This is a genomic window from Staphylococcus pasteuri, assembly GCF_003970495.1.
GTDB classification, from domain to species: Bacteria; Bacillota; Bacilli; order Staphylococcales; family Staphylococcaceae; genus Staphylococcus; species Staphylococcus pasteuri.
In genome coordinates, this window is record NZ_RXWW01000091.1 from 24,236 (window position 1) to 48,492 (window position 24,257).

The 24,257-nt window shown below is 32.4% G+C and carries 21 protein-coding genes; 2 read left to right on the forward strand and 19 right to left on the reverse strand.

Features of this window, described 5'->3' with window-relative positions:
• Positions 1-94: 94 nt before the first annotated feature.
• Genes pknB through CD121_RS11440 form a run of 6 tightly spaced genes read right to left on the reverse strand, consistent with a single transcriptional unit; the run spans position 95 to position 6,666 of the window.
• Entirely contained in the window at positions 95-2,107 is a 2,013-nt protein-coding gene (gene pknB, locus CD121_RS11415; protein WP_017637136.1) for a Stk1 family PASTA domain-containing Ser/Thr kinase, read from the reverse strand.
• Positions 2,104-2,847: a Stp1/IreP family PP2C-type Ser/Thr phosphatase gene (locus CD121_RS11420; RefSeq protein ID WP_017637137.1), complete on the reverse strand. Its 744-nt coding sequence runs from the start codon at positions 2,845-2,847 to the stop codon at positions 2,104-2,106. Before CD121_RS11420 ends, pknB begins: the two co-directional genes overlap by 4 nt.
• A 5-nt stretch (positions 2,848-2,852) precedes the next feature.
• Positions 2,853-3,947 (reverse strand): dual-specificity RNA methyltransferase RlmN, encoded by a 1,095-nt coding sequence (rlmN, locus tag CD121_RS11425; protein ID WP_029055464.1) that lies wholly within the window; start codon positions 3,945-3,947, stop codon positions 2,853-2,855.
• Between the two features lies 1 nt (position 3,948).
• Positions 3,949-5,256 carry a 16S rRNA (cytosine(967)-C(5))-methyltransferase RsmB gene (gene rsmB / locus CD121_RS11430; RefSeq protein ID WP_017637139.1) on the reverse strand — a complete coding sequence of 436 codons (1,308 nt, stop codon included), beginning with the start codon at positions 5,254-5,256 and terminating at the stop codon, positions 3,949-3,951.
• Positions 5,253-6,185, reverse strand: coding sequence for a methionyl-tRNA formyltransferase (gene fmt, locus CD121_RS11435; RefSeq protein WP_017637140.1), 933 nt, complete (start codon positions 6,183-6,185; stop codon positions 5,253-5,255). The genes rsmB and fmt overlap by 4 nt, the downstream gene beginning before the upstream one ends.
• Positions 6,178-6,666, reverse strand: a complete 489-nt coding sequence (locus tag CD121_RS11440; protein WP_029055467.1) for a peptide deformylase — start codon at positions 6,664-6,666, stop codon at positions 6,178-6,180. Before CD121_RS11440 ends, fmt begins: the two co-directional genes overlap by 8 nt.
• A 207-nt stretch (positions 6,667-6,873) precedes the next feature.
• Between CD121_RS11440 and CD121_RS11445 the strand changes: the two genes are divergently transcribed.
• A complete protein-coding gene (locus CD121_RS11445; protein ID WP_029055468.1) occupies positions 6,874-7,077 on the forward strand; it encodes a TM2 domain-containing protein in 204 nt (67 codons plus the stop codon).
• Between the two features lie 74 nt (positions 7,078-7,151).
• On the opposite strand, the gene priA is transcribed toward CD121_RS11445, so the two are convergent.
• The 4 genes from priA to gmk all read right to left on the reverse strand — a co-directional run bounded on the left by priA (position 7,152) and on the right by gmk (position 11,815).
• The gene (gene priA, locus CD121_RS11450) at positions 7,152-9,560 is read right to left on the reverse strand and encodes a primosomal protein N' (protein WP_126568334.1); all 2,409 of its coding nucleotides are present in this window, start codon (positions 9,558-9,560) and stop codon (positions 7,152-7,154) included.
• Positions 9,560-10,759, reverse strand: a complete 1,200-nt coding sequence (gene coaBC, locus CD121_RS11455; protein WP_107999693.1) for a bifunctional phosphopantothenoylcysteine decarboxylase/phosphopantothenate--cysteine ligase CoaBC — start codon at positions 10,757-10,759, stop codon at positions 9,560-9,562. Before coaBC ends, priA begins: the two co-directional genes overlap by 1 nt.
• Positions 10,760-10,979: 220 nt before the next feature.
• Complete coding sequence (gene rpoZ / locus CD121_RS11460; protein ID WP_017637145.1) at positions 10,980-11,192, reverse strand: DNA-directed RNA polymerase subunit omega; 213 nt, start codon at positions 11,190-11,192, stop codon at positions 10,980-10,982.
• Positions 11,192-11,815, reverse strand: coding sequence for a guanylate kinase (gene gmk / locus CD121_RS11465; RefSeq protein WP_017637146.1), 624 nt, complete (start codon positions 11,813-11,815; stop codon positions 11,192-11,194). Before gmk ends, rpoZ begins: the two co-directional genes overlap by 1 nt.
• Positions 11,816-12,008: 193 nt before the next feature.
• On the opposite strand from gmk, the gene CD121_RS11470 reads away from it, so the two are divergent.
• Positions 12,009-13,715: an Rqc2 family fibronectin-binding protein gene (locus CD121_RS11470; RefSeq protein ID WP_046466595.1), complete on the forward strand. Its 1,707-nt coding sequence runs from the start codon at positions 12,009-12,011 to the stop codon at positions 13,713-13,715.
• 131 nt (positions 13,716-13,846) lie between these two features.
• Here the strand turns inward: CD121_RS11470 and CD121_RS11475 are convergent, their stop codons facing one another.
• The 9 genes from CD121_RS11475 to CD121_RS11515 all read right to left on the reverse strand — a co-directional run bounded on the left by CD121_RS11475 (position 13,847) and on the right by CD121_RS11515 (position 24,129).
• A complete protein-coding gene (locus CD121_RS11475; RefSeq protein ID WP_017637148.1) occupies positions 13,847-14,254 on the reverse strand; it encodes a VOC family protein in 408 nt (135 codons plus the stop codon).
• Positions 14,255-14,702: 448 nt separating this feature from the next.
• Complete coding sequence (locus CD121_RS11480; protein WP_126568337.1) at positions 14,703-14,927, reverse strand: hypothetical protein; 225 nt, start codon at positions 14,925-14,927, stop codon at positions 14,703-14,705.
• A 25-nt stretch (positions 14,928-14,952) separates the two neighbouring features.
• The gene (gene pyrE / locus CD121_RS11485) at positions 14,953-15,564 is read right to left on the reverse strand and encodes an orotate phosphoribosyltransferase (RefSeq protein WP_017637150.1); all 612 of its coding nucleotides are present in this window, start codon (positions 15,562-15,564) and stop codon (positions 14,953-14,955) included.
• Positions 15,565-16,257, reverse strand: coding sequence for an orotidine-5'-phosphate decarboxylase (pyrF, locus tag CD121_RS11490; RefSeq protein ID WP_029055472.1), 693 nt, complete (start codon positions 16,255-16,257; stop codon positions 15,565-15,567).
• Between the two features lie 110 nt (positions 16,258-16,367).
• Complete coding sequence (gene carB, locus CD121_RS11495; protein WP_017637152.1) at positions 16,368-19,541, reverse strand: carbamoyl-phosphate synthase large subunit; 3,174 nt, start codon at positions 19,539-19,541, stop codon at positions 16,368-16,370.
• Positions 19,534-20,634 (reverse strand): carbamoyl phosphate synthase small subunit, encoded by a 1,101-nt coding sequence (locus CD121_RS11500; RefSeq protein ID WP_017637153.1) that lies wholly within the window; start codon positions 20,632-20,634, stop codon positions 19,534-19,536. The genes carB and CD121_RS11500 overlap by 8 nt, the downstream gene beginning before the upstream one ends.
• A complete protein-coding gene (gene pyrC, locus CD121_RS11505; protein WP_017637154.1) occupies positions 20,635-21,912 on the reverse strand; it encodes a dihydroorotase in 1,278 nt (425 codons plus the stop codon).
• An 18-nt stretch (positions 21,913-21,930) separates the two neighbouring features.
• A complete protein-coding gene (locus CD121_RS11510) occupies positions 21,931-22,812 on the reverse strand; it encodes an aspartate carbamoyltransferase catalytic subunit (RefSeq protein WP_029055474.1) in 882 nt (293 codons plus the stop codon).
• Positions 22,813-22,836: 24 nt separating this feature from the next.
• The gene (locus CD121_RS11515) at positions 22,837-24,129 is read right to left on the reverse strand and encodes a uracil-xanthine permease family protein (RefSeq protein WP_029055475.1); all 1,293 of its coding nucleotides are present in this window, start codon (positions 24,127-24,129) and stop codon (positions 22,837-22,839) included.
• Positions 24,130-24,257: the final 128 nt, after the last annotated feature.

The window sequence follows — 24,257 nt, forward strand, 5'->3', positions numbered from 1 at the left end:
CATTAATAATTATATATCTTTATAACTATAAAAAATACGATGAGTCTCGTAATTGACTCATCGTATAGCACTTCATATTTTAATGAATTATTATTTAGTCATCATAATCCACATCTTTATCTGCAACAATTTTGTTATCTACTCTTACAGTGTAACCAGCAGTTTTACCTTTTTCAATTTTCATAGGAATATTAATTGATTTGTCATCTTTAATTTCAAATGATTGAACTGCGCTAGAACCACTATTATCTTTATCTCTAACATAAACTTCTACTTTTTGGCTTTTTCCCTTTTTACCAGAATAAGGTACTTTCACTGATTCATTGTAATTCTTAACATCTTTATCTGAATCATCATCTGATTTATCATCGTCGGATTCTTCGCCTTTAGAGACAACTAATGTTATTGTTGAGCCTTCATCTACTGATTTACCTTTTGGTGATTGTGAAATAATATCATTCTTTTTCACACTGTCGCTATAGGATTTTGAAACTTTTAATTTGAATCCTTTTGATTCTAATTCTTTCTTAGCAGTATCATATGATTTGTTTTCATAATCACTTACATATACTTGTCTAACTCCTAAAGATTCATAAATTTTGATATTATTGTCATTTAATTTCACTTTTTTATTTGCTGACACACTTTGATTAGCAATATAACCTTTAGGTGTGCTTGAACTATATGTTTGTTCAACCCCTACATCTTTAAGACCTACTTCACGCAGTTTATCGAGCGCGTCATCTTTTGATAAACCAATTACACTTGGCATTTTAACCATTTCAGGTCCTTTTGATACTACAATATCAATTTTATCTCCACGCTCAACGCGCTCACCTTTAGCTGGTTTAGATTTAATGATTTGATTTTCAGGGTATTTATCACTGTAATCTTTCGAAACGTCACCAAGTTTTAGATTATGATTTTTCAACATTGTTTCAGCTTGGGATTGTGTTTTACCAGTGATATCTGGCATTTCTTCAAATTTATCACCAAACACTGCCATACTTACAAAAGAAATAAGACCGATAAGTAATAACGCAAAGATAAATGCGTATAAAAATTTCTTTTTCTTAGAACTTTTTTTGCGTGGCGGTTCATATAAATGTGTATCTTTATTTTGAGGTTGTTGATTGTCTTGGTGATCCATTATTGGAATTTGCATTGTTTGACCAATACTTTTCTCTTTTGGTGTGTCGTCAATCTTTCTGGAAATTTCTTCTTTAGAAAAAGACATTGTTTTAGTCTTGGTTTGATCTAAAGTATATCTTTCTTCGTTAGAACGATTTTCATGTAGTGCACTACTTAAATCATCACGCATTTGTTGAATAGTAGTATATCTATTAGCTCTATCCTTCTCAGTCGCTTTAAGTACAACGTTGCTCAAAGCTTGTGGCACTTCTTCGCGTTTATCTGTTGTTATGTTAGGAATGGAATCTTGTATATGTTTAATGGCAATGCTTACAGCTGTTTCACCATTAAATGGTGGTTCTCCTACTAACATTTCAAATAACACGATACCTATAGAATATATATCAGTACCTTCATCGGTAGATTCACCTTTAGCTTGTTCGGGAGATAGATATTGCACAGTCCCAAGTACATGATTCGTTTGAGTTAACGATGTTTCACTTATCGCTTTTGCTATACCAAAATCAAAAATTTTCAAGGTTTTATTTTTATCAATGAGAATATTTTGTGGCTTTATATCTCTATGTACGATTCTATTGTCATGTGCATGTTTAATGCCTTCTAGAATTTGTTGAGTAAATTGTACTGCAGTTTCTAAACTTAAGGGTCCATGGTTCTCAATATACTCAGCAAGTGTGGGCCCTTCAATATACTCCATTACTAAAAAGTAACAATCATCTTCTTCAGCGACATCAAAAATGGTAACAATATTTTTATGTGATAATTGTGATGAATTATGAACTTCTCTTTCAAAGCGACGTAATGTCTCTTCTTTCTCCCTTGGTGGGATTGAAATAGCTTTAATTGCAACCTTACGCTTCAGAATTAAATCTTCAGCTAGATAAACAATGCTCATTCCACCGCCACCAAGCTTATCAATGACTTTATAGCGCTCATTAATCAGTTTATTTATCATACTCTATCACCCTCGATAGCAGATAATATAAAACTTATATTATCTCTAGATTCGTGGGCGAATGCTAAACGCATAAGGCTCTCACCATGATCTTCTAAAGAAGCTTCTTGTTTTAATTCTTCTTGAATCTCATAATTTCTAACATAATCTGTTAGTCCGTCAGAATTAAGTAATAAATAATCATAAAAGTTTAAGCGCTTAATAAATAAATCTGGAGACACACGTTTATCTGTTCCCATTACTTTAGTAATGATATTTCTTTGAGGATGATGGTATGCCTCTTCTTCTGTAATTTGACCTGTCATTACTAAATGATTCACAAAAGAATGGTCACTAGTAATTTGATCAATTTGCCTACTATTTATAACGTAAGCTCGAGAATCTCCAACATTAGCAATAACAACTACTTTATCGAATACTAATGCACAAACACAAGTCGTACCCATACCGTGGTAATCAGGGTTTTCTTGAGCATAATTATAAAGATCAAAATTAATTGCTTTAATGTTCGTACTCAACCATTCTTCAGCTTGATGTTCTTCGATTAAATTTTCCGCTTCAAAGCGTTTTTGTAGTTCATAAGTAACAAACTGACTTGCAATTTCACCAGCTCTATGACCACCCATACCGTCACACAACACTAACATTTGTTGACTAGTTTGGTTATAAAATATACCGCCTGCGTCCTCGTTCTTATCTCTATGTTGTCCAGTATCAGTGAAAAATTGTGCATTTAGCATTGCTCTTACCTCGTTTCTACTTGTCGTTCCTTCGCTCTTAATTGACCACATGCTGCATCAATATCTGATCCTTGTTCACGTCTTATTGTAGCATTGATACCTAATCGTTTTAACTCTTTTTCAAATTTAAAAATATCATCTTTAGGTGTTTTGACATAGTTTCTTTCTGGAACATGGTTAACTGGAATTAAATTGACGTGACAATTTAATCCTTTAATAAGATGAGCTAAATCTCTAGCATGTTCTAATTGATCATTTACACCGCCAAACAAACCATATTCAAATGTAATACGACGATTTGTTTTTTCTTGATAGTATTCAATAGCTTCCATTAATTTTTCAACATTATAGGCACGGTTTATAGGCATTAATCTTGAACGAATTTCATCTTTTGCACCATGTAAACTTACTGCAAAATTAATTTGGATATCTTCATCAGCAAAGTCATAAATTCTTGGAATAATTCCTGAAGTAGATACTGTGATATGTCTTGCACCGATATTTAAACTATTATCGTCATTTACAATACGTAAAAAGTCCATCATTTCATCATAATTTTCGAATGGTTCGCCAATACCCATAATAACAATTTGCGATACACGTTCATCTGTTTCGTCTAGTGCTTTTTGTACTGTTAATACTTGAGATACAATCTCTCCTGCTTCTAAATTACGTTTTAATCCGCCTAATGTTGAAGCACAAAATGTACAACCAATACGGCAACCAACTTGTGTTGTTACGCAAACTGAATTTCCATATTCATGTCGCATTAATACAGTTTCAATTGTATAGCCATCTTGTAATTCGAACAAGAATTTGATTGTGCCGTCTCTACTTTCTTGTTTAACAACAGTCGTTAACGTTGTCATTGCAAAGTTGTCTTTTAATAGTTGACGTAAATCTTTTGAAAGATTTGTCATTTCATCAATGCTATCAACACGTTTTTGATATAACCATTCAAAAATTTGTTTTGCTCTAAATTTCTGTTGACCGTGTTCAATTAACCAGTCTTGCATTTCATCGTATCTTAAAGAGTAAATAGACTGCTTCTCAAAATCAGGAAGGAATTTATTTTTCTTTTTCTTTTTTTCAGTAATCATATTAACTTTCCTTTCTTTTAATTCTAGCGATAAAGAATCCATCTGAATGATAGTCTTGGGGGAAGACTTGTAATGTTTTAACCATTTCACCAGTTGTTGGGTGTTGGAATGGTTCAAATTCAAAATCATCGTTTTGTTTTAAGAATGTATACACTACATTTTCATTTTCCATTTGTTCTATTGTACAAGTTGAATAAACAATTGAACCTCCAGGTTTTACGTTATGTTTTACATTCTCCAATATTTGTAATTGTAATTCAACTAGTGATTGAATTGTATTTTTCGACTGACTATATTTAATTTCAGGTTTATGTCGTAATACACCGAAACCGCTACATGGAGCATCCACTAAAATTTTGTCATATTGATTTTCATAGGGTTCTGTTGCATCGTGTTGAAAGGCTTTAATATTTTTAAGTCTTAATTTTCTTATATTGAAATCAATGAGTTTTATTTTATGATCATGTATATCTGTCGCATCAACATGCCCTTCTGGAGATAAAATTTCAGCGATGTGACACGCTTTACCTCCAGGTGCACTACATGCATCTAATACAGAATCATTTCTATCTAAATCCATGATATGCGCTACAAACATGGAACTTTTATCTTGAATTGATACTAAACCATCTTTAAAAGCTCTTGAGTTCACAATTGGTTTTCCAGAAATGTGAAGACAGAAAGGTAAAACGTCATCTTTCTTTACTGTATACTCTTCTTTTTCTAACGCACTTATAATGTTATCAATCGATCCTCTTGTTATATTAGCTCTTACAGTAGTAGCTACTGGTTCTAAAAATGATTGTGCAATTGTCTCTGTTTGTTCCAATCCGTAATGTGTTACCCAATGGTCAACTAACCACTTAGGTAAACTATATTGAATAGCAATTCTTTTTTTATCATCTTGGATATCATTTATATCTGGTAATTCACTTCTCATAATTGTACGTAGTATACCGTTAACCACATTTCCGGTATAATAACCGCCTTCTTCTTTGGCAATTTCCACCGCTTCATTAATGATTGCGTGATCAGGTACTTTATCTAAGTATACATATTGATAAATACTCATCCAAAGTAATTCACGTACCCAACCTTTGATTTTTGTTTTTAAAAATGGTTTCAAATAAAAATCTAAAGTATATTTACGTTTTACTGTACCGTATACAAGTTCAGTGAATAATCCTTTATCTAAATCACTAATTTCATATGTTGATAGTACTTCATTAATTTCTAAGTTACTATAGGCACCTTCATCTAATATTGCTTGTATTGTCTCAAAAGCGAGACCTCTTATCGAATTTGTCATACTAATTTCTTCCCAACTAGTGATTCTTGAACACCACTTAAATAATTTGCTACTTGCATACGTTTTTTACCGGCTAATTGAATATCAGTTAAAGCAATACATTCCTCTGAGGCAGTTGCAACTATAATTGCTTTCTTAGTCGTATCTACAATAGTGCCTGGTTCACCTTTTTTACCTGATACGATATGTGCACCATAAATTTTTAAATTTTTGTCATCCATAATAGTATAGGCAACTGGCCATGGTGATAGACCTCTTATATGATTGTGTATCTCTTGTGCACTACAATTCCAATCGATTTTTTCATCTTCACGACTAATATTTGAAGCAAATGAAGCTTGACTATCATCTTGTTCTACACTGTCATTAGTACCATTTAAAATTGAAGGTAATGTTTCTTTTAATAAATCAGCACCTAAAAAACTCAACTTATCATGCATTGAACCCACATTATCATCTTGTTCTATGTCGATAGCTCGTTGTGAGATAATATTTCCTGCATCTAGTTTTTTCACCATATACATAATCGTTATACCTGTTTCTTTTTCACCGTCTATAATCGCTTGATGTATTGGTGCGCCACCTCGATATTTAGGTAACAATGAAGCATGTACGTTTATTGCCCCTAGTTTAGGTGTATTCAATAATTGTTCTGGTAAGATTTGGCCAAATGCAGCTGTTACGATAAGATCTGAATCCATGTTTAATAATGTTTGTAATTCCTCAGATCCTTTTATTTTCTCAGGTTGATATACTGGAATATTATGTTCTACCGCTACTTTTTTTACAGGCGGTGGTGTCATAACGCGTTTTCTACCTACTGGTCTGTCTGGTTGAGTTACTACTGCAATAACTTCATGCTCTGCAATAAGCATTTCTAATACTTTAGTTGAGAAATCTGGTGTTCCCATAAAAATTATTTTACTCATTTTCGAAATATGCCTCCATTTCACTATCACTTAATATACGTTTAGCCTTTTCTGTGAAAAATATGCCATTTAATTGATCAATCATATGTAAAATCATTCTCGCTACATCATCGTACGCTGTTAATTCTACTGAATTTCCGTTAACGTCATTACTTTCAACAACAATCATTTTACTGCGTTCAACTTCACCATATACATCGGGTAAACTTACTGATCCTTCTAAATCAGTAATCGTTTCAGTTGATTGTTTAATAATTTTAGGGTTGATAAGTTGTAATAAGCCTTCCATTTCCATATCAACGATGGCAACTTGTTGGTTAATACCGATTTGATTTGCGCTTAATGCAGATCCTTCCAACGCATATAAAGTATCTTCAACATCTGTTAGTGTTTGCTTTAATTGATTATCGTATTGTTCTACTTGATGTGCCGGTTGGTTAAATATTGGATGCTCCGCTTTAACTAATTTTTTTACTGACATATTTAACGCTCCTCATTAAAATTCATCAAACCATTATAACTTATATAGTATAAAATTGCGACCTCCCTTATTCAGACTAAAGAATGAGAACGATCTCTTTGACTTTAATACCATATTTTATAAAATATAAATGAGTACTATGTTTAAAAAAAGGGAAGATTAATAAAGACAATTAATTTAAATTGTAAAAAAAGAGGTGAATTAATAATGGAAGTAAACAAAGTGATTTATATTTTATTAGCTGTATTTTTAGGTAGCTTTGGAATTCATAAATTCTATGCTGGTAAAAATATGCAAGGCATTCTACACATTTTATTCTGTTGGACAGCAATACCTCATATTTTAGCTATTATTAGTGCTATCTTAACATTATTCAGACCAGCTGATGAAAATGGTAATGTATTAATGTAATTAAATTAAATTTTTAAGCCATTGATCGCTGACAACTGTGTTTGTTGTCATGATACTCAATGGCTTTTTTATGTCTACATCATCATTTGTGGGTTGATATCTATTTTTAATGCTAATTTATCTTTAACATACTTGTCATGATAATAATCATCTAAATATGTTAATGCTTTGTGTAATTCTGGTTCTCTTTTATATTTAACTAGAATTTGGAAGCGGTACTCGTTGTTAATTCTTGATAAAGCCGCAGGAGAAGGACCGAGGACAAGGGCTTGATCAGTTAGATGTTGTAACAATATTTTATGAATATGTTTAGAAGCTTCCATTACTTTTTTCATTTCTTTATGTGAAATTGTAAAATTAATTAAAAAGTAATAAGGAGGATACTTACCTAATTTGCGATAACTCATTTCTTGTTGATAAAAAGTTAAATAATCATTTTTCTTAACATCTTCAATTGCGTAATGTTCAGGATTATATGTTTGAATAATTACTTGCCCTTCTTTTTCATGACGTCCTGCTCGTCCAGCTACTTGTGTTAATAGTTGATATGTGCGTTCGCTAGCTCTAAAATCAGGTAAATTTAACATTGTATCTGCATTTAGAACACCTACTAATGTGATATTAGGATAATCTAATCCTTTAGCTATCATTTGTGTGCCTAAAAGAATATCTCCTTTACCATTTTCAAAATCATTAAGTAATTTTTCATGAGCACCTTTACGTGATGTTGTATCTACGTCCATACGAATGATTTTTGCATCTTCGAATTCTTGCTGGAGTAATTCTTCAACTCTTTGTGTACCAGTCCCTACTTGTCTAATATGTTCACTTTCACAATTAGGACATTTATTAGGTGGCGTTTCTTGATAACCACAATAGTGACATTTCAATTGATCAGTTGTTTTGTGATACGTTAATGAAATATCACAGTTTGGACACTGTGGTACGTGACCACAATCACGGCAAAGCATAAATGAAGCATATCCTCTTCTATTTAAAAATAGTACGATTTGTTCATTATGGTCTAAACAATGTTGAATGGCTTGTCTAAGTGTAGAAGAAAACATTGAACGGTTCCCTTCTGCAAGTTCCTCACGCATATCCACAATATTAATAGCAGGCAGCGCTTGATTATTAACACGATTAGGTAATGTTAATAATTGATAAACGTCTTTTTCTGCACGTGCATATGTTTCCAAACTTGGAGTTGCACTTCCTAGTATGACTGGACATTGATGATAATGACTACGCCATTGCGCTATATCTCGCGCATGATATCTTGGATAATCTTCTTGCTTATATGTAGATTCATGTTCTTCGTCTATAATAATTAGACCTAAATTTTTAAATGGAGCAAATATACTTGAGCGAGCACCTACACTGACTTGTGCACGACCATCACGAATCTTTTGCCATTCATCATATCTTTCACCATTTGAAAGACCTGAATGTAACACCGCAACATCATCACCAAATCGGCGCTTAACCCGTAATACCATTTGTGGTGTTAAAGCAATTTCGGGGACGAGCATCATAGCCTGTTTACCTTGATTTAATGCTGTTTCAATAGTTTGTAAGTATACTTCTGTTTTCCCCGATCCTGTGACACCATGTAATAAAAATGTTCTCTCTTCATTTGCATCTATTTTTGCTTTAATCGCATCGAAAGCATTTTGTTGATCATTCGTTAATTGACGATTATTTTCTTTCTCAAAAATACGATTTGCAAAAGGATCTCTTTCAACTTCAGCGTCATACTTTTCTAAATAACCTTTTTTAATTAATGTATCTAAACTTGATTTAGAGAATCCCATTTCATCTAATTCTTTGATAAACACATCTCGGTGTCTTTCATCTAACAAGTAAGCATATAAATCATATTGCTTAATTGATTTTTCTAATTTATTTAAAATTTCGTCTGGATTACCTATATCCGTTACTTTAACAGCACGTTGTGTTTTCTTTTTAATATTTTGCGATAAGATAGTAGTTTCTTTAATGACATGTTGCTTTAATAAATCATCTAAATATCCTAAATCGTTATTTTTTTGTGCATCTTTATAAAAATAATATCCATCTTTATTAAATCTTTTTAAAATAGATTCTGATATGTCATTACCCTTTACAATTTCGAACGCTTTTTGATATTTAGCTTTAATTGCATTAGGCAACATGACTTCTAAAACTGAAATACGTTTTGTTAAATGATAATGACTAAGCCACTCACTAAGTTCAATTAATTCAGGTGTTAATTCTGGTTTGATGTCTTGAATCTCTTTGATTTCTTTAAGTTTACTGAAGTCAATGTCTTTATCAGGTTGATCTTGAATACTCATAACATACCCTTGAATTGTTCTTGGTCCAAACGGTACTATCACACGTATCCCTATTTGAACGAATGATTGCAATCGTTCAGGTATAATATAGTCAAATTTAAAATCAACACTTTTAGAAGGTATATCTACAATAACCTTTGCTATCATTATTGCCACCTAGTTTCTAATTCGTCTAAAATTTCGTTAGCAATTTCAACTTTTTTGCCTTTCTTTATATTGACCATATCTTGGTTTTTAAAATGCATCGTTAATTCATTTTCATCTGAATTAAAACCAATTGATTTATCACCAACATTATTGGAAATAATCACATCCGCATTTTTTCTTTTTAATTTATCTTGAGCATATTGTTCAATATTTTGAGTTTCTGCAGCAAAACCAACTAAATACTGATCCTGTTTATGTTCACCAAGATACTTAAGAATATCCTGAGTACGTTTAAATTTTACAGTTAAATCGCCATCTTGCTTTTTCATTTTATGATCTAACACTTCAGATGGAGTGTAATCAGATACAGCTGCGGCTTTAATAACGATATCTTGAGTATCATAGTATTGTAATGTTTCTTCAAACATCTCTTTTGCACTTTCAACTCGAATCACATTCACACCTTTAGGATCATCTAATTGGGTTGGCCCACTAACTAACGTGACATTAGCACCACGTTTTTGTAATGCAGTTGCTATTGCGAATCCCATTTTTCCTGATGAACGATTTGATACAAATCTAACTGGATCGATGACTTCAACTGTAGGACCTGCAGTAACAAGAGCATTTTTACCTTTAAATGAACTTTCAATTTGTGTCTCATGTTGATTAAAGTATTGATTAATGACTGACACAATTTGTAAAGGTTCTTCCATACGTCCTTTAGCAACATATCCGCACGCTAAATAACCGTCCCCAGGTTCTATAAATTGGTACCCATCAGATTTTAAAGTCTCTATATTATGTTGTGTTCGTTTATTTTCGTACATGTGTACATTCATAGCTGGAGCGATAAATGTTTGTGTTTCTGTTGCTAATAAAGTTGACGTTATCATATCATCTGCAATACCGACACTTAACTTTGCAATTGTATTTGCAGTCGCTGGCGCTACGATAATAACATCTGCCCAATCGCCAAGTGCAACGTGTTGGATTTCTTGAGGATTTTCTTCTTTAAAAGTATTTGTATAAACTGGATTTTTACTAATAGATTGAAAGGCTAATGGTGTAACAAATTCTTGTGCATGATTTGATAACATCACACGTACTTCATAACCTGCTTGAGTTAATTTACTAGTTAAATCTATAGCTTTATATGCAGCTATACCGCCAGTAACCGCTAATAAAATATGTTTCATTATTGTGTTCTCCTTAAATACATTTTCAATTCAATCAATTTATTTCCCTGATTAGAACTTTGCTCGTTTGTTTATTCAACAAGATGTTATTCAAATTTATATTAATTATACACAAATTATCAATGATATTAAAAAAACACACCTTATATAAGTGATATATTCATTACAACTCATGTAATAACATATCTCAAAAAAGGTGTGTACATTTATTTTAATGTGATTATCCTAAAAATTCGTTAGGAATAACTGGTGAAACTTTACCATCAGCAATTTCTTCTAGTGCTTTACCAACAGGTTTAGCTGAAATGTATTTACTTTCTAAAGCTGTTTCTGGTTTTTCATCTAATTCACGAGCTCTTTTTGCAGCAGTAGTAGCGATAAGATATTTAGATGTAATCTTACCTGTTAATTGGTTTAAAGGTGGATTTAACATTATTTTTTTGCCTCCAGTATCATTTTTCTATATTTAGCTTCTATTCTTTCACGTTTAAGGTGTTCAGCTTCGACGATTGATTGAATTTTGTTTTTGGCTAACTCTACTTCATCGTTAACCACAACATAATCATATAAATTCATCATTTCTACTTCTTTTCGTGCTTCGCTAACACGACTTTGAATTTTCTCATCTGATTCTGTCCCTCTACCTACTAAACGATCTCTTAAATCATCTAGACTTGGTGGAGCTAAGAAAATAAATAATGCTTCAGGGAATTTCTTTCTAACTTGTTTTGCACCTTCGACTTCAATTTCTAGAAATACATCATGTCCTTGGTCCATCGTATCTCTAACATATTGAACAGGCGTACCATAGTAATTACCTACATACTCGGCATATTCAATAAATTGATCATCTTTAATTAATGCTTCAAATTCATCTTTTGTTTTGAAGAAGTAATCTACACCATCAATTTCACCCTCGCGCATGCTACGAGTAGTCATCGATATAGAATACTTATACGAAGTATTGGGATCTTCAAATATTTTCTTTCTAACAGTTCCTTTACCTACACCAGAAGGACCTGAAAGAACTATTAACAATCCTTTTTCATTATCCATGCCTTACGACCTTTCTAAGCTATTCTTCTATTATTTAAATATGATATCATATTGCACTTGAAATTGTATAGAGATACTTTTAGCGACTCATTATACATTTTTCATAATAAGTTAAATTAAACAAGAATCATGACCGTACGAATGATGCATGTTACAATAATGAGAATGAATAACAAGAAGGTGGCAGATATCAATGGCATATGATGGCCTATTTACAAAACAGATGGTTGATTCCTTACAAGATTTAGTTACAGGACGCATCCATAAAGTTAATCAACCCGAAAATGATACGATAATTATTGTTGTACGCCAAAACCGTCAAAATCATCAACTACTTTTATCTATACATCCAAGCTTTTCAAGGTTGCAATTAACGAATAAAAAATATGATAATCCATTCGACCCACCTATGTTTGCTCGTGTCTTCCGTAAACATCTAGAAGGTGGCATTATTAAAGCTATTCGTCAAATTGGTAATGATAGACGTGTAGAAATTGATGTACAAAGTAAAGATGAAATCGGCGATACTATGTATAGAACGATTATATTAGAAATTATGGGTAAACATAGTAATTTAATATTAGTTGATGAAAATCGAAAAATCATCGAAGGATTTAAACATCTTACACCTAATACAAACCAATATCGTACAGTAATGCCTGGTTTCCAATATGAAGCCCCTCCAACTCAACATAAGTTAAACCCTTATGAAGTGTCAGGTTCTGAAGCATTAAAACATATTGATTTCAATGCAGGTAAAATTGCTAAACAACTGTTAAATACTTTCGAAGGTTTTAGCCCGTTAATTACAAATGAAATCGTTAATCGTCGTCAGTTTATGACGCCCGAGACTTTACCTGAAGCGTATGATGAAGTCATGGCTGAGACACTAGAAACACCTACCCCTGTATTTCATAAAAATCATCAATCTGGTAAAGAAGATTTTTACTTCATGACTTTAAATCAATTTTATGATGATATAGTAACTTATGACTCTTTAAATGATTTATTAGATCGTTATTATGATGCACGAGGAGAACGTGAGCGCGTCAAACAACGTGCTAATGATTTAGTGCGTTTTGTCCAACAACAACTTCATAAATATCAAAACAAATTAAGCAAACTCATGCATGAATATGAAGGAACTAAAGATAAAGATAATTATCAATTGTATGGGGAATTAATAACAGCAAATATTTATCGTATAAATCAAGGAGACGAATCTGTAACAGTACTCAATTATTATAATAATGAAGAGATTACAATTCCCTTGAATCCAACGAAATCTCCTTCTGTTAATGCACAATATTATTATAGACAATACAATCGTATGAAAACGCGTGAACATGAACTTCAACGTCAAATTCAGTTAACTAAAGAAAACATTGACTATTTCACTGGTATTGAACAGCAATTAGAACATATAACGGTAAATGAAATCGATGATATTCGTGACGAATTAGCAGATCAAGGATTTATGAAACAGCGTAAAAATGTTAAGAAAAAGAAAAATGCTAAAATACAGCTTCAATCTTATCTTTCAACAGATGGAGATACGATATTAGTAGGTAAAAATAATAAACAAAATGATTATCTCACTAATAAAAAAGCACAGAAAAATCATATATGGTTCCATACGAAAGACATCCCAGGTTCGCATGTTGTTATTCTAAATGATTCACCTTCAGAAGAAACTATTAAAGAAGCGGCTATGCTCGCTGGTTACTTCTCTAAAGCTGGAAATTCAGGTCAAATTCCTGTTGACTATACCGAAATAAAACATGTCCATAAACCTTCTGGTGCAAAACCAGGATTTGTCACTTATGACAAGCAAAAAACTTTATATGCAACTCCAGATTATGATCATATTCAACATATGAAATCTGAAAGTTTAACTTAATTTAAATATAAAGAGGACTGATTACGCATATATGAAGTGCACCCCAAAAGTTAGACTTAAAATCTAACTTTATGGATTTCAGCACAATATATGACACGTAACCAGTCCTTTTTAATTATATAAATATTTTGTTAGTGCTTATCTGGTAATGCAAGTTGGAAACTGACACCAAATTTATCTTGTACCCATGCAAATTCGCGATATGGTGGCATTTCAGTTTTAGGCATTAAAATAGCGCCTTCTTTTTTTAGTCCACTGAAAAGTCTTTCCATTTCCATTGTATCTTTAACAGTGACATAAAGTGACATTGCAGGATTCATTGGTAATTCTTCTCCATTGTTTGCATCAATAGCCATAAAAACTTGACCATTTAGTGTGAATATCGAATGTTGAACAGTTCCAGGTGTTCCAGGTCCATCTTCATCATATTTAACCATCGTTATAATTTCACTATCTTCAAATAAGCTTGTATATAAATTAATTGCTTCTTCTGCTTGATCATTAAACATTAAAAATGTCGTTATTTTTGGTATTTCCATTTTAATCCCCCTATAAGTGTTGTTTAAATTATTACCAATACTTATCCATAGTTTAACATGCGTGTCTTAATTTTGTTGACTATACCCACTTTTAAGATTTTAGCTATTTATAATATTTTTGTTAGAAGTAGTTTTTTAATTTTGACTTATATGTTTGAACGGTTAAAATTAAATTAAGTGAAAAGGAGGCCATAATATGACACATTTACTTATTCCTCTATTGATATTAGTAATTGTTTTACTAATTGGATGGCTATTAACTAAATTATTTATTCGTTAAAGTAATATAAAAAAGAAACGGCGTTAGAGTGTTGTTAAACTGATGTGCCCTTATAAAGTTAGATTTTTAGTACAACTTTAGGGTTCAGTACAAACATTGACTAATCGCCGTTTTTTTCATTCATTGCTTTTAAATTAATAATCATGTAGTTTAAATCATTATTTCGGACTACAATTCACCTTTAGTACGTAAGTTTTCCTTTGCTTTTTTGAAAATATCACTTGTATGTTCAAAAGCATTATAATTCATTTCTTTTTGAAATTTGGATACTTTACTTTCATTTTCTTGGACATCGAGTTGAGTTGTATTTCTAAAATCTTCCCGTCGACTTAAAAATGCATTGCAGTGTTTTAATGACGAGTACAGATGATTATCATGTTTCTGCTTTAACATTTTACATCCCACCTATAAACCTATCTTATGATAAGTTATCTCTCCAATCAACTAAAGTCTGAATGTCATTTTCAGAAATTTCTCCACGCTCTTTTGCTACTTCAATCAATTCATTATAATTACTTAAAGTGTAAAAAGGAATTTGTGCTTGTTTGAATGTATCATCTGCTTTAGCTAGACCATAAGTAAATATGGCAACAACGCCTAACACTTCTGCGCCAGCTTCTTTAAGGGCATCTACTGCTGTTACTGATGATCCACCAGTAGAAATTAAATCTTCAACAACCACTACTTTTTTGCCTTTACTTTTGGCACCTTCAATTTGATTTTGTTTACCATGGCTTTTACTTTTCGAACGAACATAGTTCATTGGTAACTCCATTTTTTCTGAAATATACGCAGCATGTGGTATACCTGCTGTTGCAGTACCAGAAATAATTTCTACGTCTTCAAATTTTTCATTAATAAGTTTGATTAAACCATCTCTAATAGCATTTCGTACTTCTGGATAGCCTAATGTTACTCTGTTATCGCAATAAATTGGTGATTTAATACCTGAACTCCATGTAAATAAATCATTTGGTGATAATGATACTGCTTCAATATCTAGTAGTGATTTTGCAATTTCTTTAGCCATTTAACCTAACCAACTTTCTTTTATTTTTTGATAACTTTCAACTGGATTGTCACTTTGAGTAATTGGTCGACCAACAACAATATGTGTTGATCCTAATTTTTTAGCTTGCTCCGGTGTAGTGATTCGTTTTTGATCATTTTGCGCAGCACCTTGAGGTCTAATGCCAGGCGTTACCTTCATAAAATCTTCGCCTAATTCTTTAGTTAACAATTCCGCTTCCAATGGTGAGCAAACGACACCATCAAGACCTGCTTGTTGAGTCAATCGAGCATAATTTAGAACTGCTTCTTCAATCGTTGTTTGTATATTTTGTTCATTATTTAACTGTTCTTGAGTTGTTGATGTTAATTGAGTAACAGCAATGATTTTTATATCTTTGTTGTGTTGACGTAATCCTTCAATAGCTGCTTCCATCATCGCCTTACCACCAGCTGCATGAACATTTACTAAATCTACATCTAATTTTGCTAACCCTTGCATTGCTTTATTTACTGTATTGGGGATGTCATGTAATTTTAAATCAAGAAATATACTATGACCTCTATCTTTAATTGATTTAATTAAATCAGGTCCTGTTTGATAAAATAATTCCATTCCAACTTTTACAAATAATGGTTCATTAAATTGATCTAAAAATGCATTAACTTTATCTGCAGATTCAAAATCTAATGCAATAATTGGTAATTGTTTCATTATGTACTCCTTATATTGAAAGTTCTTCAATCAAAGTCTAATAACTAAGAATTGAAGAACTTATCTAAATTAAAATGTAGTTTCAAAATATTAAATTATATTGAATTAGTTTACATATTTCGCATCGTAAATGTCATACTCTCAATAACATTAGTTAAAGCGCTAGCAGTATCTAATGATGTTAAACATGGAATACCATTTTCAACTGTTGTACGACGAATTTGGAATCCATCTCTTTCCACTTCTTTACCTTTTGTCATTGTGTTAATAACGATTTGAACGTCACCATTTTGAATACGTGTAAGCAAGTCATTTTCTCCACCGATTTTGCCTACAACTTCTGCTGGTATATTATTTTGTTTTAATTTTTCAGCAGTCCCCTTAGTTGCTAGAATCTTATAACCTACTTCATTAAGACGGTGTGCAATTTTGACAATTTCGTCTTTATCTTTATTGCTTACTGTCATTAATACTGTACCGTGATCTTTGACTTCAAATCCACTACCAGTTAACCCTTTGTATAGCGCTTTTTCTAATGTTTGGTCTTTACCCATTACTTCACCTGTAGATTTCATTTCAGGCCCTAAAGTAATGTCTACATTTTTCAGTTTATTAAAGCTAAATACTGGTGCTTTAACAAATACACCTTCTGAATACGGTTGAATACCTTCTTTATAGCCTAAAGATGATAATTTCGTACCCATGATTGCTTGCATAGCTAATTGTGCCATTTGAATGTCAGTAATTTTACTTAAAAATGGTACTGTTCGACTTGAACGAGGATTTACCTCTAGAACATAAACACCATCATGTGCAATTACAAATTGAATATTGATTAATCCAATAATATTTAAACCTTTAGCTAATCTAATTGTGTAATCTTCAAGTGTTTTAATTTCTTCTTGAGATAGTGTTTGAGGTGGGTATACTGCAATAGAATCACCACTGTGTACACCTGCACGTTCAATATGTTCCATTATTCCTGGAATAATGACTGTTTCTCCATCTGAAATAGCATCGACTTCAATTTCTTTACCAGTTAAATATCTATCAACTAATACTGGATGTTCTGGACTAGCTTTAACAGCTTGTGTCATATAATTTTCTAACTCATCATCACTATCTACAATTTCCATAGCACGACCACCAAGCACATAAGATGGTCTAACTACAACTGGATATCCAATATTACGCGCGTTTTCTAACGCTTCTTTTGGTGATGTTGCAGTTTTACCTTGAGGTTGTGGTACATCGATAGTATGAAGTAATGCTTCAAATTCTTTTCTATCTTCAGCACGGTTTAAGTTTTCTAAAGAAGTTCCTAGTACTTGTACGCCATGTTTTGCTAATTTGTCAGCAAGGTTAATTGCTGTTTGTCCACCAAACTGTACAACTACACCTTTAGGTTTTTCAAGATTAATAATACTCATTACATCTTCTTCTGTTAATGGTTCAAAATATAATTTATCTGAAATTGAAAAATCTGTTGATACAGTTTCAGGGTTATTATTTACAATAATTGCTTCATAACCAGCATTTTGTATTGCCCACACAGCATGAACTGTTGCATAGTCAAATTCTACACCTTGTCCAATTCGAATAGGTCCAGATCCTAATACAAGAATTTTTTCTTTATCAGTAACAATAGATTCATTTTCAGTTTCATAAGTACCATAGTAATAAGGTGTTGTAGACTCAAATTCAGCAGCACATGTATCTACCATTTTGTACACTGGAGTAATATTATTTTCAATTCGTAATTGATAAACTTCTTCTTCTGTCATATCAAAACGATGTGCAATAACTCTATCACTGAATCCATAATCTTTAGCATATTTAAGGTATTCTAAATCACCTTGATGTGCTTTAAGTTCATGTTCAATGTTGATAATATTTTGGAATTTATTTAAGAAGAAATAATCAATTTTAGTCATTTCATGAATTTCTTCTAAAGTTGTTCCACGACGAATAGCCTCACCTATAAAGAATAATCTTTCATCATCTTGATGACTAATACGTTCTTTAATGTAGTCTAAATCAAAGCTTTCACCGTTTGGTAATCCTAAATGATGTACGCCGTATTCTAATGAACGAATCGCTTTTAATAAAGATTCTTCATATGTGCGTCCTATTGCCATTACTTCTCCAGTTGCTTTCATTTGAGTACCTAATTCACGCTCACCTTTTTCGAATTTATCAAATGGGAAACGTGGTATTTTTGAAATAACGTAGTCTAGTGTAGGTTCAAATGCAGCATAAGAAGTTCCAGTAATTGGATTTAACATTTCATCTAGTGTTAAACCTACAGCAATTTTGGCTGCTAACTTCGCAATTGGATAACCTGTTGCTTTAGATGCTAATGCTGATGAACGAGATACACGTGGGTTTACTTCAATAATGTAATAGTTGTATGAATCTGGATCTAAAGCTAGTTGTACGTTACATCCACCTTCAATTCCTAAAGCGCGAATAACTTTTAATGACACATCACGTAGCATTTGATATTCGACGTCTGATAGTGTCTGACTTGGCGCAACAACAATTGAGTCACCAGTGTGTATACCAACTGGGTCAATATTCTCCATATTACAAACTACTATTGCATTATCATTTTTATCACGCATAACTTCATATTCAATTTCTTTAAATCCAGCAATTGATTTTTCAATTAAACATTGTGTAGCAGGACTATAATGAAGACCATTGGTAACAACTTCTTTTAAGTCATCATCGTTGTAGCAAATACCGCCACCAGTTCCTCCCATTGTGAATGCAGGACGAACGATTAATGGATAGCCAACTTCTTCTTTAAATTTAAAAGCTTGTTCTACTGTATTTACGATGTCACTTTCAGGTACTGGAACATTTAAATCATTCATTAACGTTCTAAATAATTCACGGTCTTCAGCTTGTTGAATTGATTCTAATTCAGTACCAAGTAACTTCACATTATTTGCGGCTAATACACCACTATCGTGTAATTGAATAGCCATATTCAAACCAGTTTGACCACCTAATGTAGGAAGTAATGCATCGGGTTGTTCTTTGCGAATAATACGTGCAATAAAATCGTGTGTTAATGGTTCAATATAAACTTTATCTGCAATTTCTTTATCTGTCATAATCGTCGCTGGATTTGAGTTAACTAATATAACTCTATATCCTTCTTCTTTAAGTGCAAGACAAGCTTGAGTTCCTGCATAATCAAATTCCGCAGCTTGCCCAATAATAATTGGACCCGATCCTACTACTAAAATTGTTTGAATATCGTTACGCTTAGGCATTTACATTACGCTCCTTTTCTATGAACTCGTTCATCATTGTTATAAATTCATCAAATAAATAATTCGAATCGCTTGGGCCTGGTCTTGCTTCAGGATGATATTGAACAGAAAAAGCAGGTAAAGTCTTATGTCTTAAACCTTCAACAGTTCCATCATTTAAAGCAATATGAGTAACCTCTAAATCAGTGTTTTCTAAAGAATCTTTATCGATTGAATAACCATGGTTTTGACTTGTAATGTCAACTTTACCTGTTTTTAAGTTTTTAACAGGATGGTTAGCGCCTCGATGACCAAACTTCATTTTGAATGATTTAGCACCTTGGGATAATGCGAATAATTGGTGTCCTAGGCAAATTCCAAAGAATGGAATTTTACCAAGAATACCTTTAATCATTTGAATAGCTACTTCTACTTCATCTGGATCTCCAGGTCCATTTGATAGCATTACGCCATCTGGTGACATCTTCAATATTTCTTCAGCAGATGTGTCGTATGGCACAACTGTCACATTGCACCCTCGCATATTTAATTCTCGTACAATATTTTGCTTTTTACCAAAGTCAAGAAGTACAACGCTTAAATCTGCTCCAGTAGATACATAAGGTGTTTTTGTAGAAACAGTTGATACTTCGTCTCTAGGTAATTCAGTTGTTTTAAGATGTTCAACTAAGCTTTCAATTTCATCTTTGTTATCTGTAAATCCAGCTCTTAATACACCATGTTGGCGAATTTTACGTGTGATACTTCTAGTATCAACACCTGAGATACCAGGTATTTGATATTGAACTAATACTTCATGTAATGTCTTTTGATTACGGAAATTACTTGGATGTGTACTTGCTTCTTTGACTACTACACCATTTAATGTAGGTGTTAAAGATTCAAAGTCATCTCTATTAATTCCATAATTTCCAATTAATGGATACGTAAATGTAATAATTTGACCTGTATATGAAGGGTCAGAAATTGTTTCTTGATAACCTGTCATTGCTGTGTTAAAAACAATTTCACCAATCGATAATTCATCTGAACCTAGCTGGTATCCTTCATAATAAGAACCGTCTTCAAATACTAGATAACGTTTTGAAAGCATTTATTTTTCCTCCTTAAATACAACTTCACCTTTTATCATAGTTAATACGGGATGTCCGTATACTTTCTCACCAATAAATGGTGTATTGTCAGCTTTTGATAAGAAATCTTCACTTCTAATTTCTTTTTCATTTTCTAAATCAATAATAGTAATATCAGCATAACTATCTTTGTGTAGTTTTCCGTAGTTAAGATTAAAGATTGTAGCTGGTTTAATTGTTAAATAATCAATTAATTGTTTTAATGACCAATTACCATTTCTTACGAAGTGTGTATATAGTAATGGGAATGCTGTTTCACTACCTACAATTCCAAATGGTGCTTTAGTCATAGGTTGTTCTTTTTCTTCTTTAGCGTGTGGCGCATGGTCTGTAGCAATACAATCAATTGTACCGTCTAATAATCCTTCTAATAATGCGTCACGATCTTCTGTACTTCTTAATGGTGGATTCATTTTATAATTAGCATCATCACCTGGAACATCATTTTCTGTTAATAATAAGTGATGTGGCGTTACTTCAGCTGTAACATGAATGCCTGCTTTTTTAGCATCGCGAATAACACGGACACTTTCTTTAGTTGATACGTGACAAACATGATAATGACATCCTGCTGCTTCAGCTAATAAAACATCTCTTGCAATTTGAACTGATTCACAAACATTTGGAATACCAGGAATACCTAGTTCTTCACTACGTTTACCTTTATGCATAGCGCCGCCATAAATTAAGCTATTGTCTTCACAATGAGCAACAATTGGCTTTTTAACTTTAGCAGCTTGCTTCATAGCAGCGTACATCATACTCGCTTGTTGTACACCGACGCCATCGTCTGTGAACGCAAACACACCTTCTTTAGCTAAAGCTTCGAAATCCACTAACTCTTTACCAGCTTGTCTAGTTGTAATTGAAGCATAGGGTAATACGCGAACTTGAGCTGTTTCAGAAATTCTTTCTCTTAACGCTCTTACATTTTCAACTGAATCTGGTACTGGTCTTGTATTAGGCATAGGGCAAATTGTAGTAAATCCACCTCTAGCTGCTGCTTTTGTACCTGTTTCAATTGTCTCTTTGTGTTCACCACCTGGTTCACGTAAATGCACATGTACATCTACAAATCCTGGTGCGATTAAATTTCCTTTAGCATCAATGACTTCAATATCGTCAGATGATGCATCTATTTTAGTACTGATCGTTTTAATTCTTTTACCTTCGATTAAAATATCTGTATTTTTCAATTTTCCGTTCTTAATAATTTTACCGTTTTTAATTAATTTCATGATTCAAATACCCCTTCCTTATTGTAAAAGCTCATCAATAACTGCCATTCTCAAATACATACCGTTTTCCATTTGCTTAAATATTCGAGACTTAGGTGCCTCTACCAATTCGCTTTCGATTTCTACTCCTCTATTTACAGGAGCCGGATGCATGACAATAGCTTCTTCTTTTAATTTATCATATCTTTCCCTAGTTAACCCATATTGTTGATGATAATTTTCAGCTTCAAAATTGGCCTTTCCAGTAATACCATGTCTTTCATGCTGAACTCTTAGCAACATCACAATATCTACTTGGTTAATCACATCATCAATATTTACATATGATGCCTCTATTGTATCGTCTACCCATTCTTCGGGGCTCGCGAACATTACATTTGCACCTAATGCTTTTAAACTATGAAAATTACTTCTAGCTACTCGAGAATTTTTGATGTCACCACAAATTAATACATTTAGACCTTCAAATTTTCCATACTCTTCATAAATTGTCATTAAATCAAGTAAACTTTGTGTTGGATGTTGACCACTACCATCCCCACCGTTAGCTATAGGGATATTTAAATTATTTAATTCTTCATAATATGCATTTTGAGAATGTCTAATTACAAGTAAATTAACACCAATACTTTCTAAAGTTTTACAAGTATCATACAAGGATTCACCCTTTTGAACTGATGATGTACTTGTCTCAAAATTAACTAAATTCAATCCTAACTTTTGTTCGGCAACTTCAAAACTACATTTTGTTCTAGTTGAATTTTCAAAGAACAAATTAGCTACAAATTTATCTTTGTATTGCGGTACATTAACTTCTCCAGATTTAAATTGACTTGCTTTTTTAACTAAGCTAAAAATTTCATCGTTTGATAAATCTTCCATTGATAATAAATGTTCCATTGTTTGCCTCCTCAGTTAAACTGATTATTTTTTAGGTAAGATTAAATTTAAAATAATACCTGATAATGCTGATAATGCCATTCCTTCAAGCTGAAGATTTATGCCAATACCTTTTAAATTGATAAGTAGATTTCCAATACCAATTACTAAAATGACAGATGCTATTACCAAGTTTCTATTGTTAGCAAAATCAACATTACTCTCAACAATCATTCTTAAACCACTTGCGGCGATAATACCGAATAATAGTATAGATACACCACCCATGACTGGTGTTGGTATTGAAGAAATAAGTGCTGTGAATTTTCCTATAAATGCGAGTACTATCGCTATGACAGCTGCGCCACCAATAACGTAAATACTATAAATTTTAGTAATCGCCAGAACGCCAATGTTCTCACCGTATGTTGTACTTGGTGGTCCTCCGATAATACTTGCAACCATCGTTGATACACCGTCACCGATAATTGATTTGTCTAATCCTGGATCTTTAAAGAAATTTTTACCTACAATTTTATTAATGACCATTTGATGTCCAATATGTTCACTGACTGTAACAAAAACAACAGGTATCATCACTAGTACCAATCCTAGGTGAAACGATGGTACATAATCTTTAAATGGTAGATAAATATCTGGGAAATCTAACCATTTAGCTTTAGCTATTGGCGCAAATTTTACTAATCCCATAAATATTGAAACGATATAACCTACAATAATACCGATTAAAACTGGTATGAGGGATAAGAATCCTTTGAAAAAACCTTGCACAATAATAGTTACTATTAAAGTGATTAACGCTACTACTAAATAACTTAAATTGTAACCTTTCATGTCTCCTGAATTTTCATACATTGCCATGTTTACTGCTGTAGGTGCAAGACTTAAACCGATAACCATGATTACTGGTCCAACCACAACAGGTGGTAATAATTTCATTAGCCATTCTGTTCCACTAAATCGTATACATATACCGATAATGACGTACATTAATCCACTCATGAATAATGCAACTAACATGTCTCCTAAACTATGTGTACTTAACCCAGTAATGATTGGAGTGATAAAAGCGAAACTAGAACCTAAATAAGCAGGTATTTTGGCTTTTGTTATTAATATGTATAATAATGTTCCGATTCCAGATGCTAATAATGCAGCTGATATTGGTAGTCCTGTTAAAAATGGTACAAGTACAGTCGATCCAAACATCGCAAATAAATGTTGTAAACTTAAGAATGCCCATTGGCCTGCTTTTGGTTTATCTTTAACATCTAATACTGGTTTTACTGTACGTTCAAACATTTGTTCATTTTCCATAATGATTCATTTCCTCTCATAAAAAAATCTCTTTACATACAGTTATGCAAAGAGACTAAAGTCAATGATATGAATCATAAGCAATATGTATCTATAGTCATATAAGTTTACATAACTATATTACAGTT